General features: G+C 77.1%; 13 protein-coding genes. 8 read left to right on the forward strand and 5 right to left on the reverse strand.

Features of this window, described 5'->3' with window-relative positions:
• Nucleotides 1–76 precede the first annotated feature (76 nt).
• Nucleotides 77–1,186, reverse strand: coding sequence for an XdhC/CoxI family protein (locus tag O7628_RS24810; protein ID WP_278134129.1), 1,110 nt, complete (start codon nucleotides 1,184–1,186; stop codon nucleotides 77–79).
• Nucleotides 1,179–1,850 carry an NTP transferase domain-containing protein gene (locus O7628_RS24815; protein ID WP_278134130.1) on the reverse strand — a complete coding sequence of 224 codons (672 nt, stop codon included), beginning with the start codon at nucleotides 1,848–1,850 and terminating at the stop codon, nucleotides 1,179–1,181. Before O7628_RS24815 ends, O7628_RS24810 begins: the two co-directional genes overlap by 8 nt.
• Nucleotides 1,851–2,202: 352 nt before the next feature.
• On the opposite strand from O7628_RS24815, the gene O7628_RS24820 reads away from it, so the two are divergent.
• The 6 genes from O7628_RS24820 (at nucleotide 2,203) to O7628_RS24845 (ending at nucleotide 9,691) form a co-directional block, all read left to right on the forward strand.
• Nucleotides 2,203–3,036, forward strand: coding sequence for an FAD binding domain-containing protein (locus O7628_RS24820; protein ID WP_278134131.1), 834 nt, complete (start codon nucleotides 2,203–2,205; stop codon nucleotides 3,034–3,036).
• Nucleotides 3,033–5,765: a molybdopterin cofactor-binding domain-containing protein gene (locus O7628_RS24825; protein WP_278134134.1), complete on the forward strand. Its 2,733-nt coding sequence runs from the start codon at nucleotides 3,033–3,035 to the stop codon at nucleotides 5,763–5,765. Before O7628_RS24820 ends, O7628_RS24825 begins: the two co-directional genes overlap by 4 nt.
• A 74-nt stretch (nucleotides 5,766–5,839) precedes the next feature.
• Nucleotides 5,840–7,441: a PucR family transcriptional regulator gene (locus O7628_RS24830; RefSeq protein WP_278134136.1), complete on the forward strand. Its 1,602-nt coding sequence runs from the start codon at nucleotides 5,840–5,842 to the stop codon at nucleotides 7,439–7,441.
• Nucleotides 7,442–7,597: 156 nt separating this feature from the next.
• Nucleotides 7,598–8,251: a hypothetical protein gene (locus tag O7628_RS24835; RefSeq protein ID WP_278134138.1), complete on the forward strand. Its 654-nt coding sequence runs from the start codon at nucleotides 7,598–7,600 to the stop codon at nucleotides 8,249–8,251.
• Between the two features lie 103 nt (nucleotides 8,252–8,354).
• Nucleotides 8,355–8,864 carry a sigma-70 family RNA polymerase sigma factor gene (locus tag O7628_RS24840; RefSeq protein ID WP_074478772.1) on the forward strand — a complete coding sequence of 170 codons (510 nt, stop codon included), beginning with the start codon at nucleotides 8,355–8,357 and terminating at the stop codon, nucleotides 8,862–8,864.
• Entirely contained in the window at nucleotides 8,861–9,691 is an 831-nt protein-coding gene (locus O7628_RS24845) for a hypothetical protein (RefSeq protein ID WP_278134140.1), read from the forward strand. The genes O7628_RS24840 and O7628_RS24845 overlap by 4 nt, the downstream gene beginning before the upstream one ends.
• 26 nt (nucleotides 9,692–9,717) lie before the next feature.
• Here O7628_RS24845 and dmpG read toward each other — a convergent pair whose 3' ends face one another.
• Together dmpG and O7628_RS24855 are read right to left on the reverse strand one after the other, a co-directional pair.
• Nucleotides 9,718–10,731 (reverse strand): 4-hydroxy-2-oxovalerate aldolase, encoded by a 1,014-nt coding sequence (gene dmpG / locus O7628_RS24850; protein WP_278134142.1) that lies wholly within the window; start codon nucleotides 10,729–10,731, stop codon nucleotides 9,718–9,720.
• Nucleotides 10,728–11,663 (reverse strand): acetaldehyde dehydrogenase (acetylating), encoded by a 936-nt coding sequence (locus O7628_RS24855; protein ID WP_278134144.1) that lies wholly within the window; start codon nucleotides 11,661–11,663, stop codon nucleotides 10,728–10,730. The genes dmpG and O7628_RS24855 overlap by 4 nt, the downstream gene beginning before the upstream one ends.
• Before the next feature lie 131 nt (nucleotides 11,664–11,794).
• On the opposite strand from O7628_RS24855, the gene O7628_RS24860 reads away from it, so the two are divergent.
• Complete coding sequence (locus tag O7628_RS24860; RefSeq protein WP_218107437.1) at nucleotides 11,795–12,613, forward strand: IclR family transcriptional regulator; 819 nt, start codon at nucleotides 11,795–11,797, stop codon at nucleotides 12,611–12,613.
• Nucleotides 12,614–12,733: 120 nt separating this feature from the next.
• Here O7628_RS24860 and O7628_RS24865 read toward each other — a convergent pair whose 3' ends face one another.
• On the reverse strand, nucleotides 12,734–13,447 hold the full coding sequence (locus tag O7628_RS24865; RefSeq protein WP_178064341.1) for a hypothetical protein: 714 nt from the start codon (nucleotides 13,445–13,447) through the stop codon (nucleotides 12,734–12,736).
• Nucleotides 13,448–13,520: 73 nt separating this feature from the next.
• Here O7628_RS24865 and O7628_RS24870 point away from each other — a divergent pair, with 73 nt between their 5' ends.
• Complete coding sequence (locus O7628_RS24870; protein ID WP_278134145.1) at nucleotides 13,521–14,348, forward strand: PIG-L family deacetylase; 828 nt, start codon at nucleotides 13,521–13,523, stop codon at nucleotides 14,346–14,348.
• Nucleotides 14,349–14,415 lie beyond the last annotated feature (67 nt).

The following is a 14,415-nucleotide window of genomic DNA, read 5'->3' on the forward strand; positions in this document are numbered from 1 at the left end:
CGTGGCCGGAGCCGCAGCCAGCAGCCGGAGCCGTAGTCGTGGCCAGGGGCGCAGCCGTGGCCCCCGGCGGGGCCGGTCAGCCGTGGATGTCGCCGGTGGCGTCGCGCAGCCGCCCGCCCGCGCGGCCGTGCCGCACGGCGACGAGTTCCGCGGCGATGCTGACCGCGACCTCGGCGGCGTCGCGGCCCCCCACGTCCAGGCCCACGGGGGAGCTCAGCCGGGCCAGCTCCGCGTCGGTGACGCCGGCCTCGCGGAGCCGGCCGAGCCGGTCGCGGTGGGTCCGCCGGGAGCCCATCGCCCCGACGAAGCCCAGCGGGAGGCCGAGGGCCAGCCGCAGCACCGGCACGTCGAACCTGGGGTCGTGGGTGAGCACGCAGACGGCGGTGCGTCCGTCCAGCCGACCCGCCGCGGCCTCGGCCGCGAGGTAGCGGTGCGGCCAGTCGACCACCACCTCCCGCGCCTGCGGGAAGCGGCGCGCGGTGGCGAAGACCGGGCGGGCGTCGCAGACGGTGACCCGGTAGCCGAGGACGACGCCGACCCGGGCCAGCTCGGCCGCCACGTCGATCGCGCCGCACACGATCAACCGGGGCGGCGGGGGATAGGAACGCACCAGCACCCGCACCGGCCCCGCCGCGCCGGGACCGGCGGGCGGCAGCCGCACCGGCCCGCTGCGTCCGGCGGCCAGCAGCCGGCGGCCGGCGGCCAGCGCGGCCTCGTCCAGCCTGGGGTCGCCGAGGCTGCCCTGGTGGCCGTCCGGCCCGGCCACGATCCGCCGGCCGAGCCGCCCCGGCGGCCCCTGCACGCAGGTCAGCACCGCCGCCGCCGTGCCCGCCCGGACGGCCCCGGCCAGCGCCGGCAGCTCCGCGAAGCCGGCGCGGTCGACCCGTTCGACGTACACCTCGATGGTGCCCCCGCAGGTCAGGCCCGCCGCGAGGGCGTCGGCGCCGGCCACGCCGAAGCGCAGCAGCGCGGGCCGCCCGGTGCGCACGGCCTCCCGGCAGGCGTCGTGCAGCGCGGCCTCGACGCAGCCGCCCGAGACGCTGCCGGTGACCGCGCCGTCCGGGCCGACCAGCATCGCGGTGCCGGCCGGGTGGGGGGCGCTGCGCCAGGTCTCGACGACGGTGGCCAGGCCGACGGCGTCGCCGTCGGCGCAGCGGCGGAGCAGCTCGGCGAGCACCTCATCCACGGCCGGGCCGCCCGTCGGCGTCCGGGGCGGCGGCGGTGGCCCCGGCGGCGGGCGGCGCGGTGGCCCCGGCGGGCGGGATGTCGAGGTCGGCGTCGTCGGCCACGTCGGCGCACGGCACGATCCGCACCCGGGCGAGCCGTTGCCGCAGGTAGCCGCCCGCGCCGCTGTCGCCGACGGCCGAGGCGCACACGCCGGCCCAGTGCTCCCGGCCCAGCAGCACCGGATGCCCCCGGCGGCCCGGCCCGTAGCCGGCCGTGGCCAGGCACGCCGGGGTGGCGTCGGCCGCGACCCGTCGCACCGCCTCGGCGGAGACGCCCGGCATGTCGACCAGCAGCACCACCACGGCCACCGCCTCGGTGCCGGCCAACGCCCGCAGCCCCACCCGCAGCGAGGAGCCCATCCCGGTGGCCCACCGGGGGTTGCCGACCACCCGGGCGGCGGAGAGGTCGGCGTCGGCGCGGACCCGGTCGGCCGCCGCGCCGAGCACCACCAGCGCCGGCCCGCAGCCGGCCTCGACCAGGGTCCGCACCGCGCGTTCCACCAGCAGCGAGCCGCGGTGGCGCACGAGCGCCTTGGGCCTGCCGTAGCGGCGGCCGGCGCCGGCGGCGAGCACCAGCCCGGCGACGGCCGCGGGGGACGGACCGGGGGTACGGGACAGCTGCACGACGTCTCCCCTCGCGCCGGGTGGAGCGCCCCGCCCACCGACGCCCGCGTCGGGTCGCGGGCCGCCTCGTCGCGGCGTGGCCCGCGGGCGTCGGACCGGCCCACCATGCGGAGCGGGCCCGGCGGCTGTCAAGGGCGTCCGCCCCGGGTGGGGCGCGGCCCGCCCCGGTTTGGAGCTTCGTCCAACGCGGACGGTCCGGCCCCCGGTCGCGTTGTCCCCGGCGCGCATTGTCGGGCCGGCGGCCGGATTGCTTGGATTCCCCTGAACGGCCACCGCCACCGGCCCGTGCCCGCCCCACCCGGCGGTGGACGCCCGGCCGGCGGCATCCGCCCCGAACGAAAGCGCGAAGCCTGTGGACCTGTTCACCGTGCAGGACGTGATCGCCGCGGACGCCGACGCGTGGCGGGAGGGCGACCGCTGGCTCGGCGGCGGCACCCACCTCTTCGCGCAGCCGCAGCCGCAGGCGCGCCGGCTGCGCGACCTCACCGCCCTGGCCTGGCCCCCGCTGCGGCTCAGCCCCGACCCGGCCGAGCCGGGCCTCGACATCGCCGCGACCTGCACCGTCGCCGAGCTGTCCCGGTACGCGCCGCCGCCGCACTGGCCGTCGCTGGGCCCGCTGGTGCGCGGCTGCTGCGACGCGTTCCTCGCCTCGTTCAAGGTGTGGAACGTCGCGACGGTCGGCGGCAACCTCTGCGCGGCGCTGCCGGCCGGGCCGATGATCTCGCTGGTCACCGCCGCCGCCGGGAGCTGCCTGATCCGGGACCTGGCCGGGCGGCGACGACGCGTGCCGGCGGCCGAGCTGGTCCGCGACGTGGGCGTCACGGTGCTGCGCCCCGACGAGTACCTGCACACGATCCGCCTGCCCGCGCGGGTGCTGGGCGGCCGGTTCGCGCTGCGCCGGGCGTCGCTGCATCCGCTCGGCCGCTCGGCGGCGCTCGTCGTCGGCCACCGGGACCCCGACACCGGCGCGGTCACCCTCACCGTGACCGCCGCCACCCGGCGGCCGGTCGGCATCGCCCTGCCGGGCCCGCCCCGGCCGGGTGAGCTGGCCGAGCTGCTGGACGCCCGGATCCCCGCCGGGGACTGGCACGACGACGTGCACGGCCTGCCGGCGTGGCGGCGGCGGATGACCCTGCGGCTGGCCGAGCAGGTCCGCGCCGAGCTGGCGCAGGTGACGGCGCGGTGAGCGTGCGGGTGAACGGCCAGCCGTGCGCCGTCGCGCCGGCCGGCGGCCAGTGCCTGCGCGGCTACCTGCGGGAACAGGGCTGGTTCGGGGTGAAGAAGGGCTGCGACACCGGCGACTGCGGGGCGTGCACGGTGCACGTCGACGGCGTGCCCGTGCACAGTTGCCTCTATCCCGCGGTGCGGGCCGTCGGCCGCGAGGTGACCACCATCGAGGGCGTCGCCGCGGTGCCCGGCGGGGCCGAGACGCAACAGCGGTTCCTCGACGCCCAGGGCTTCCAGTGCGGCTTCTGCACCGCCGGGCTGATCATGACCGCCGTCGCCCTCGACGAGGCGCAGCGCGCCGACCTGCCCGCCGCGCTCAAGGGCAACCTGTGCCGGTGCACCGGATACCGGTCGATCGCCGACGCGCTGCACGGCGTCCGCACCACCGAGGACGCGCCGGCGGGCGAGACGGTCGGCCGCAACCTGCCCGCCCCGGCCGGGCCCGACATCGTCACCGGCGCGGCCCGGTTCACCGCCGACGTCTCGGTGCCCGGCCTCGCCCACGTCCGGCTGGTCCGCTCCACCGTCCCGCATGCCCGGATCGTCGACATCGACGCGAGCGCGGCCCTGGCCGTGCCCGGCGTGCTCGCCGTGCTCACCCACCGGGACGCCCCGGCGGCCCTCTTCTCCACCGCCCAGCACGAGAACGCCGCCGACGACCCGGCCGACACCCGCGTCCTCGACGACGTGGTCCGGCACGTCGGGCAGCGGGTCGCCGCCGTGGTCGCCGAGACCGAGGCCGCCGCCGAGCAGGGCTGCGCCCTGGTCCGCGTCGACTACCGGGCGCTGCCCGCCGTCACCGACCCCGAGCGGGCGATGCGGGCGGACGCGCCGGCGATCCACGGCGACAAGGACGCGCGGTCGCGCATCGCCCGACCGGCCGGGAACGTGGCCGCCGAGCTGCACGGCGAGTGCGGCGACGTGGCCGCCGGGTTCGCCGCCGCCGACGTGGTCTACGAGGAGACGTTCCGCACCCAGCGGGTGCAGCACGCGCACCTGGAGACGCACTGCGCCATCGTCTCGTTCGACCCGGACGGGCGGATCGTCGTGCGCAGCAGCACCCAGACGCCGTTCCTCACCCGGCGGGCCCTCGCCGGCATCTTCGACCTGCCGCCCGAGCGGATCCGGGTGGTCGCCGGCCGGGTCGGCGGCGGCTTCGGCGGCAAGCAGGAGATGCTGGTCGAGGACGTGGCGCTGCTCGCCGCCCTGCGCACCGGTCGGCCGGTGAAGCTGGAGTTCACCCGGGCCGAGCAGTTCACCGCCGCCACCACCCGGCACCCGTTCACCGTCCGGGTCCGCGTCGGCGGCCGACGCGACGGGACGCTGACCGCGCTGCGGCTGCGGGTGGTCTCGGACACCGGCGCGTACGGCAACCACGGGCCGGGGGTGCTCTTCCACGGCTGCGCCGAGTCGGTGGCGGTCTACCGGTGCCCCGCCAAGCGGATCGACGCCTACGCGGTCTACACCAACACGGTCCCGGCCGGGGCCTTCCGGGGATACGGCCTCGGTCAGGTCTCCTTCGCCGTCGAGTCCGCCGTCGACGAGCTGGCCCGCCGGCTGGGCGTCGCGCCGGCGGAGTTCCGTGCCCGCAACGTCGTCCGCGACGGCGACGACCTGATCACCCCGGCCGGGCACCCCGACGACCTCGCGATCCGCAGCTACGGCCTGGACCAGTGCCTCGACGTCGTCCGCTCGGCGGCGGCGCAGCCGGACACCGGGGCCGACGCGCCGGCGGGATGGCAGGTCGGCGAGGGATCCGCGCTGGCCATGATCGCGACCGGCCCGCCGGGGGGACACCACGGCCGGGCCCGGCTGAGCCTCACCCCCACCGGCGGCTACCAGCTCGACGTGGGGACGGCCGAGTTCGGCAACGGCTCCACCACGGTCCACCGGCAGATCGCCGCCGACGTGCTGGGGACCACGGTGGACCGGATCCGGGTCCGGCAGTCGGACACCGCGCTGGTCGGGCACGACACCGGCGCGTTCGCCTCGACCGCCACGACGGTGGCCGGCACCGCCGTGCTCCGGGCGGCGACCGCCCTGCGCGCGCTGCTGCTCGACCTCGCCGCCGGGGCCCGCCCCGGCGGGCCCGGCGGCCTGCGGCTGGGCCCCGACGCCGTCCACGGCGGTGGCGAGCCGCTGCCCCTGGCCGACCTGCACCGGCTGGCCGCCGCCCGGGGCGTCCCGCCGACCGCCACCGGGCACGCCGACGGGGCCGAACGGTCGGTGGCGTTCAACGTCCACTGGTTCCGCGTCGCCGTCGACCCCGAGACCGGCGAGATCAGGGTGCTGCGCAGCGTGCACGCCGCGGACGCCGGCACCGTGCTCAACCCGATGCAGTGCCGCGCCCAGGTCGAGGGGGGCGTGGCGCAGGCGCTCGGGGCCACCCTCGCCGAGCACGTCCGTCTCGACGCCGAGGGCCGGGTGACCACCACCGGCTTCCGCGACTACCACCTGCCGACCTTCGCCGACGTGCCGCGTACGGAGGTGCACTTCGCCCGCACCGCCGACCCGCTGGGGCCGGCCGGGGCGAAGTCGATGAGCGAGAGCCCGTTCAACCCGGTCGCCGCGGCCATGGCCAACGCGCTGCGCGACGCGACGGGGGTCCGCTTCACCGACCTGCCGTTCACCCGCGACCGGGTCTGGCAACGCCTGTCCGGGCAGGACGGCCGGCGCGTTCCGCCGTGAACCGGCGAGGATCCGATACGAAACGGAAACCTCACCGTCCTACCGTTTTCCGATCGGGTTCCTCGACGACGGGGATGACGATGCTGCTGCGCGACGCCCTGGCCCTGCCGGCCCTCAGGCTGACCCTGCTCACCGGCGACGACGGGCTGGACCGGCCGGTGACCCAGGTCTTCGTCACCGACCTGCCCGACCCCCGCCGCTACCTCTGCGGCGGCGAGGTGGTGCTCACCGGCCTGATGTGGCGGCGGGGGGCCACCGACGCCGAGAACTTCGTCCGGGCCTGCGCCACGGCCCGGGTCGCCGCGATCGGCGCCGGCCACGCGGCCCTCGGCCGGGTGCCGGGCGACCTGGTCGAGGCGTGCCGCCGGCACGGCGTGCCCCTGTTCGAGGTCCCGGTGGAGGTGTCCTTCCGCGAGGTGATCGAGGCGTTCGCGCCGTCGGTGTGGAAGCAACGGGCCAACGGGCTGGCCACCGTGCTCGGCCGGCAGCGCGGGGTGGTCGCGGCGATGACCGCCGGGGCCCGGCTGCCCGACCTGCTGCCGGCCATCGCCGCCGACCTGGGCGTACGCTGCTGGTTGCTCTCGCCGGCCGGCCGGCGGATCGCCGGCACCGCCCCGCTGCCGGCCCCGGCCGCCCGGGACCTGTGCGCCGCCTTCCTGACGGCCACCCGGCTGCCGTTCACCACCCGGGTCGACGGGGTCCCGGTGTCGGTCACCGCGATCACCGGGTCCCCGGAGCACCGGATGGCGTCCTGGCTGCTCGCCTGCGCCCCGGCCGTCCCGCAGGGGTGGGCCCCGAGCGGGCCGGAGCCCGGCGGTGACGCGCTGGCCGAGCTGGTCGACGTGGTCGCCCTGGAACGGACCCAGGCCGACGAGGCCGAGCGCGTCGAGCAACGCCTGGCCGACCAGGTGGGGCGGGCGCTGGCCGGCGACGGCGACGAGGCCGACCTGCGGGCCCGGCTGCGGGCCTGCGGGCTGTCGCCGGACCGGGGCTTCGTCGCGCTGGCCGCGACCCTGACCGGCCTGCGGACGCCCCCGGCGCTGGCCCTGGCCGTGCTGCGGGAGGCGGTCCGCGCCACGGGCCTGCCGGCGGCCGTGACGGCGGCGCTGCCCGGCGCGCCGGACGCGCCCGTGCTGGCGGTCGTGGGCGACGCCGCGTCGGGGCCGACCGCCGCGGGCGTGGCCGGCGCGCTCCGCGACGCCCTCGACGTCCTGGCGGCCGGGCTGGGCCCCGGGCGGCTCGCCGTCGGCATCAGCACCGCCGGCCGGGCCGCCACGGCGCTGCCGGGTCTCGTGCAGGAGGCCACCCACGCCCTGCGCGCGGCGGCGGCCCGGCCCGGGCCGGTGGCCGTGGTCCGCTCCGACGAGGTGGCCTCCCACCTGATGCTGCTCGCCGGGGTGCCGGCCGACACCCAGCGCGCCTTCCGGTCCCGGCTGCTCGACCCGCTGACCGGCTACGACCGGCAGCACGGCACGGACCTCGTGCACACCCTCAACGCGTTCCTGTCCGCCAACGGGGCCTGGCGGCGGTGCGCCGAGTCGCTGCACGTGCACGTCAACACCCTGCGGTACCGGATCGGCCAGATCGAGCGGCTCACCGGCCGCGACCTCGACCGGTTCGCCGACCGGGTGGACCTCTTCCTGGCCCTGCGGCTGGGCGAGCCGTCCGGTTCCTGACCCCGGCGGGGGCCGCCGACGCTTTTCCGCGCCGGCTGCTGAAACCTGCCGGCCCCCGCACGCGTCATCAGGTCGAGTCGAGTGAGGACCGCCAGCCGGCAGGGCTGGCCGGTCTCGGCCTGGGCCCCGGGGAGCCGGGGCGGTGGGGAGGTAACGGTGTTGGTGCGTAGGTGGCTCGCCGGTGCGGGCCTGGTGGTGCTGACCGGTGCCGCCGCGACGCTCTACGGGGCGTTGTCGGCGTCCGCGGGCGACGCCGCGCCGTCCGGGGTGGCGCCGGCGCCGGTGGCGGCCGGGGCGGCGCCGCAGGCGGCGCCCCGTGCCGCGGCCCCGGCGGTCCCGGTGCCGCGGGCGAGCAAGGACCCGCTGTTGTCGGGCAAGCGCCGGGTCACGATCGTCCGGGTGGGGTCGTTCGAGTCGGGGCTGTCCCTGCTCGACGGCGGGCGGCTGGCGGAGGTGGATGACGACCGTGGCCGGCAGGTGTTCGTGCCGACCCCGCTGGGCGCGGGCGAATACCTGATCAAGGCGTACTACGGCGGCGGCACCGGGCAGCCGGTCTGCTGGCAGGCGCGCAACCCGGACAACGGCCAGCCGCTGTACGTCGCCGGAGCCCCCTGCCGGGCGGACGACCCGGCGCAGCGGTTCGCCATCGCGCCCGCCCCCGGCGGCGGGGCGCGCGAGTACCTGATCAGCAACCGGTGGGCGTACCTGCGCGACTCGGCGCGCTCCGGGCTGATCCTGGAGGAGCTGGGCGACGCCCCGCCGGCCAGCAGCTTCCGGTTCAACGACACCGGACCGGCCCCGCGCCGGTGACCACCGTCGGCGGCCCGGCCGGCCGTTCCCCGGCCGGGCCGCCGACGCCACCCGGGAGGACCCCGTTTACCGAACCGACCAGGTCTGGTGGAGACTTTGACCGATGCGTGACGCTGCGGAGTTCGACGCCTTCTACTCCGCGTCCGCCCACCGGGTGCTGGGACAGCTGTATGCGATGGTCGGCAACCGGGCCGAGGCCGAGGACGCGGTGGCCGAGGCCTATGCCCGGGCCTGGGACCGCTGGGCCGTGGTGCGGGGGTGCGACAGCCCGGAGGCGTGGGTGCGCCGGGTGGCGTACCGGGTGGCGGTGAGCGCCTGGCGCAAGACCGTCAACCGGATGCGTGCCCACCGCCGGGAGGCCACCGAACAACGCGTCGACGCCGCCTCGGTCGACCACGTCGCGATCGTGGCCGCGCTGCGGCACATCTCCGCCGAGCAGCGCCGGGCCGTGGTGCTGCACCACCTGGTCGGGCTGAGCGTGGCCGAGATCGCGGCCGAGGTCGGCGCCAACGAGAACACCGTCAAGACGCGGCTGGCCCGGGGCCGGCGGGCCCTCGCCGCGCACCTGACCGAACCGGAGCACCACGGGGTGGACGAAAGGGCGCGGTCATGAGTTCCGACAACCAGCTCGCCGACGCCCTGCGGGCGCTGGCGGGCCACGGCGGGCAGGGGGGCGTCCCCGCCGCCGCCGACGTCCGGCGGCGCGGCGACGCCCGCCGCCGGCGACGCCGGGCGGCCTCGGTGTCGCTCGCCGCCCTCGCCGTCGTCGCGCTCGGCGCGGGTGTCGCCCTCGCCGGGTCCGGCGGCCCGCCGCAGCCCGTCCCGATCGGTCCGGCGGGCCCCACCTCCGCCCCGGCCGCGTCGCCCTGGCCGGACCCGACGTCACCCGGGCCGGACCGCCTCTCGCCCACGCCGGAGCGCACGTCGCCCGGCTCGGAGGACGACACGACGTCCGGGCCGACCGGCGGCACGTCCGACCCGCCCACCGGATCGTCCGGCCCGCCGGCCGGCGACCGGGTGCTGTCGGGACAGCGTCAGGTCACCGTCGTGCGGGTGGCCGCGGAGGGCGGCGTGTCGCTGCTCGACGACGGCCGGCTGGCGGAGGTCGACGGCGACGAGGGCCGCCAGCTGTTCGTGTTCGCGCCGCAGGGGGACGGCTACCAGATCCGCGCCGCCGAGCCCGGCCCCGACGGGACCGACACCTGCTGGGAGGTCCGGTCCTCCGGCAGCGAGCCGCTGCGGGTCGAGGCGGCCGCATGCGCCCCGGACGAACCGAGGCAGCGGTTCACCGTCGTGCGCGACGGCTCGGCGTACGCGATCAGCAGCCAGTCGGCGTACCTGCAACACTCGCCGACGCGGGGGTTGATCCTGGAGGAGGCCGGCGACGCGCCCGTGACCGACCGGTTCCGCCTGGTCGACAACGGGTCCGCGCCGGACTGAACCGCCCGGCGGGGCCGCGCCGGCCGCTACGAGCGCTGCCGTCGCAGGTCGAGCGCGATGTCGACGATCATGTCCTCCTGGCCGCCGACCAGCTGCCGCCGCCCCACCTCGACGAGGATGCTGCGGGTGTCGAGGCCGTACTCGGCCGCGGCGGCCTCGGCGTGGCGCAGGAAGCTGGAGTAGACGCCCGCGTACCCCAGGGTCAGCGTCTCGCGGTCGACGCGCACCGGGCGGTCCTGGAGCGGGCGGACGAGGTCGTCGGCCGCGTCCATGAGCGCGAACAGGTCGCAGCCGTGCTCCCAGCCGGTGAGGTCGGCGACGGCGACGAACGCCTCGATCGGGCAGTTTCCGGCCCCGGCGCCCTGGCCCGCGAGGGACGCGTCGACCCGGTACACCCCCTCCTCGACGGCGACGACCGAGTTGGCCACGCCGAGGCCCAGGTTGTGGTGGGCGTGGATGCCGATCTGGGTCTGCGGCGCGAGCACGTCGCGGTACGCGCGCACGCGCTCCCGGACGCCGTCCATGGTCAACCGGCCGCCGGAGTCGGTGACGTAGACGCAGTGCGCGCCCGCCGCCTCCATGATCCGCGCCTGCTCGGCGAGCACCTTCGGCGGCGCCAGGTGCGACATCATCAGGAAGCCCGAGACGTCCATGCCCAGCTCCCGGGCGGCGGCGATGTGCTGGTTGGCGATGTCCGCCTCGGTGCAGTGGGTGGCGATGCGGATCGAGCGGATGCCGTGGTCCCAGGCTTTCCGCAGCTCGCGCACGGTGCCGATGCCGGGCAGCAGGAGGCCGGTGAGGGTCGCCCGCCCGACCACCTCGGCGGCGGCCTCGATCCACTCCCAGTCGGTGTGCGCCCCGGGGCCGTAGTTGAGGCTGCTGCCGGCCAGCCCGTCGCCGTGCGACACCTCGATCGCGGCGACGCCGGCCGCGTCCAGGGCCGCGGCGACGGCCCGGACCTGGTCGAGGGTGTAGCGGTGCCGGATGGCGTGCATGCCGTCGCGGAGGGTGACGTCCTGGACGTAGATCCGGGTGCTCATCGGGCCGTCACCGCCGTCGCCAGCCGCTCGCCGACCTGCCGCGCGGCGGAGGTCATGATGTCCAGGTTGCCCGCGTACGTGGGCAGGTAGTGGCCCGCCCCCTCCACCTCCAGGAACACGCTGACCACCCAGCGGTCGCCGGGTGGGGCGTGCGGGACGAGGTCGGCCTCCGGGCTGCCCGCCGTGATCCTGCGGAACTGGACGTCCTGCTTGAGCCGGTACCCGGGCACGTACTCCCGGACCTTCCCGACCATGGCCAGCACGGCCGCCGTGACCGCGTCGCGGTCGCAGTCGTCGACGATGCAGAAGACGGTGTCGCGCATGATCAGCGGCGGTTCGGCGGGGTTCAGCACGATGATCGCCTTGCCGCGCCGGGCCCCGCCCACCCGCTCGATCGCCCGCGCGGTGGTCTCGGTGAACTCGTCGATGTTCGCCCGGGTGCCGGGCCCGGCCGAGCGCGACGAGATCGACGCGACGATCTCGGCGTAGTGCGTGGTGGCGACCGAGGAGATCGCCGCGACCATCGGGATGGTGGCCTGGCCGCCGCAGGTGACCATGTTCAGGTTGGGCGCGTCGAGGTGCTCGTCGAGGTTGACCGGCGGCACCACGTACGGGCCGATCGCCGCCGGCGTCAGGTCGACGAGCGTGAGGTCGGCCCCGCGCAGGGCGGCGTCGTTGGCGAGGTGGGCCTGCGCCGACGTGGCGTCGAACACGATCCGGACGTCGCCGAAGTCGGGGTGGTCGAGCAGCCCCCGCACGCCGGTCGGGACGACCGGCACGCCGAGCCGGGCCGCCCGCGCCAGTCCGTCGGAGCGGGGGTCGATGCCGACGAGGGCGGCCACCTCCATCGTCTCCGACCCCCGCAGAATCTTGATCATCAGGTCGGTGCCGATGTTCCCGGAGCCGATGATGGCGACCTTCGTCTTGGGCATGTCTCCTGCTCCCTGGCCTGGGACGAAACGGACACCCGGCCGTCGCCCCCGGCGGAACGGCCTGCCGGGGTGCCCGGCATCCGGCCTCCAGGTGTAGACGCCGCGCCGGCCGGCTGGCAACCTCGTGTTCCATGCCACGGAACGACACGGCGGGATTCGCCGACACGGACGGCCCGGGGGCGTCGCCGCCCGGCCCGGCGGGCCCGGGCCGGGGCAACGTGCTCGACCGGGGGGTACGGCTGCTGCGCGCGTTCCGCCCGGGGGAGGAGGCACTGCGCCTGACCGAGCTGTCCCGGCGCACTGGCCTGCCGAAGGCCACCGTGCACCGGCTGGCCGAGCAACTGGTCGGGCTGGGGCTGCTGCAACGCGCCCCGGTCGGGTTCGGGCTCGGCATCGGGCTGTTCGAGCTGGGCGAGCTGGTGCCGGTCAAGCTGCGCCTGCGCGAGGCCGCGCTGCCGTTCCTCCAGGACCTCTACGAGGCCACCCACGAGACCATCCACCTCGCCGTCCGTGACGGCCTCGACGTGGTCTACGCCGACCGGATCCGCGGGCACACGGGCATCGACACCCCGGCGCGGGTCGGCGGACGCCTGCCGCTGACCTGCACCGGCGTCGGCAAGGTGCTGCTCGCCTGGTCCGGGCAGGAGCTCATCGACGAGGTGCTGGCGCAGCCGTTGCCCCGGCTGACCGCGCACTCCGTCACCGACCCCGGGCGGCTCGCCGACGAGCTGGCCCGGATCCGCCGCTGCGGGGTCGGCTACGACCGGCAGGAGGCCGCCCCCGGGCTGTCCTGCGTGGCGTCGCCCGTCCTGGTGCACGGCCGGATCGTCGCCGCGCTGTCCATCTCGGTGCCCGCGCACCAGGCGCCGCCGGCCCGGCTCGCCCCGGCGGTGCGCACCGCCAGCCTCGCCCTCTCCCGCGTCCTGTCCCGGGCCGGCCCGCGCCGGTGAGCCGGCAGCCCCGGCGCGCGGCGGCCGGCGGCCACTGCGGACACCGGCGGCCACTGCGGACGGCCCCGGCCGACCGCGCCGGCTCGGTGCCGCGCCACGCGGCCGGGGCCGGCGCGCCGCTCAGGCGAGCAGGACCTCCCGCATCCGCGCGCCCGGGTTGAACCCGCCGACGACCCGGGGCCCGGCCGGGTCGTGCACGTCGAGGGTGTTGTTGCGGCGCATCAGCTCGCGCACGGCGGGCGGCAGCCGGGGCGGGTCGTCCATGGTGGCGAGGACCCGGCCGGCGGCCGAGATCAGGCGCTCGGCCAGGGCGGCGGCGTCGGTGTCCACCCGCACCCGGCCGTACTCCCAGCCGGCGGTGGTGAGGTCGAGCACCTCGAACACGTGGGTCACCAGCGGGGTCGGGTCGGTCACCCGGTCGAGCCGGGCGGCCCGGCTGCCGACCACCGTGGCGGCTGCGGCCACCTGCGCGTACGGGTGCAGGCCGGACGGCAGCGCGAACAGGGGCCACCGCAGCGAGGGGCCGGCCTCCTTCCACAGCGGCCGGTAGTTGCGCCGGTGCAGCAGCAGCCGCCGGCCCGTGCGCCGGTGCACGTCGTGCACCTGGGCCTGGAGCGCCGCATGGGCCTCGTCGGCGGCCTCGCCCAGGATCCGGGCCGCCACCACCAGCCCGTCGTCGTCGTCCAGCAGCCGGGCGATCGCCTCGGCCTGCTCGGGGAACCGCTGCGGCGAGCGGGCGCCGTAGCGGTTTCGGACGTCGCGCAGCAGTGTCTGCTGCCGCTCCGGGTCGAGCTGGACCCGGTTGCCACCCAGCAACTGCCGCAGCCAACGCATCTCGCCTCGATTCAGCAGACGTCGTGGACCGCGGCAATGCTAGTGGGCGGGGCCCGCCCCGTATCGTGGTGGGGTGGCCCAGCGAACCCTGACCCTGATGGCGGTGCACGCGCACCCCGACGACGAGGCGACCAGCACCGGCGGCGTCCTCGCCCGCTATGCGGCGGAGGGCGTCACGACGGTGCTCGTGACCTGCACGGACGGCGGGTGCGGCGACGGCCCCGGCGGCGTGAAGCCGGGCGACGAGGGGCACGACCCGCAGGCCGTGGTGGCGATGCGCCGGGCCGAGCTGGCGGCCAGCTGCGAGGCGTTGAAGATCACGCACCTGGAGACGCTGGACTACGCCGACTCCGGGATGATGGGCTGGGCGGCCAACGACGCGCCGCACGCGTTCTGGAACACGCCGGTGGCGGAGGCGGCCGACCGGCTGGCCGAGCTGATGCGGCGCTACCGGCCCGACGTCGTCGTCACCTACGACGAGAACGGCTTCTACGGCCACCCGGACCACATCCAGGCGCACCGCGTCACGATGGCCGCCGTCGAGCGCACGGGCATCCCGGCGAAGGTCTACTGGACCACCGTGCCGCGCAGCGCGTTCCAGGAGTTCGGCCGCGTCATGGCGGAGATGGGCATCGAGTTTCCCGTGCCGGAGGGGCAGGCGGAGCTGCCGCCGCTCGGCCTGCCCGACGAGGAGATCACCACCTGGGTGGACACGAGCGCCTACGGCGCGCAGAAGTTCGCGTCGCTGGCCACCCACGCCAGCCAGGCCGAGAACATCTTCTTCCTGCAACTGGGCCAGGAGCGGTTCACCGAGCTGATGGGCGTGGAGACCTTCGTCCGGGTCCGCGACACCACCGGCGCGCCGACGCCCGAGAACGACCTGTTCGCCGGGCTGCGCTGACTCTTCCCGGGCCCGGCCGGCGGCCGGACCCCGCTGCCGCCCGACGCGACGGGGCCCGCAGCCGTCT

The organism is Micromonospora sp. WMMD956 (assembly GCF_029626125.1).
In the GTDB taxonomy this organism is placed as follows: Bacteria; Actinomycetota; Actinomycetes; order Mycobacteriales; family Micromonosporaceae; genus Micromonospora; species Micromonospora carbonacea.

Coding starts and splice junctions, on each gene's coding strand:
- O7628_RS24845 (WP_278134140.1), top strand. CDS start 8,861: ATGAGTTCCGACAACCAGCTCGCCGACGCCCTGCGGGCGCTGGCGGGC.
- O7628_RS24855 (WP_278134144.1), bottom strand. CDS start 11,663: ATGCCCAAGACGAAGGTCGCCATCATCGGCTCCGGGAACATCGGCACC.
- O7628_RS24830 (WP_278134136.1), top strand. CDS start 5,840: ATGACGATGCTGCTGCGCGACGCCCTGGCCCTGCCGGCCCTCAGGCTG.
- O7628_RS24840 (WP_074478772.1), top strand. CDS start 8,355: ATGCGTGACGCTGCGGAGTTCGACGCCTTCTACTCCGCGTCCGCCCAC.
- O7628_RS24860 (WP_218107437.1), top strand. CDS start 11,795: ATGCCACGGAACGACACGGCGGGATTCGCCGACACGGACGGCCCGGGG.
- dmpG (WP_278134142.1), bottom strand. CDS start 10,731: ATGAGCACCCGGATCTACGTCCAGGACGTCACCCTCCGCGACGGCATG.
- O7628_RS24865 (WP_178064341.1), bottom strand. CDS start 13,447: ATGCGTTGGCTGCGGCAGTTGCTGGGTGGCAACCGGGTCCAGCTCGAC.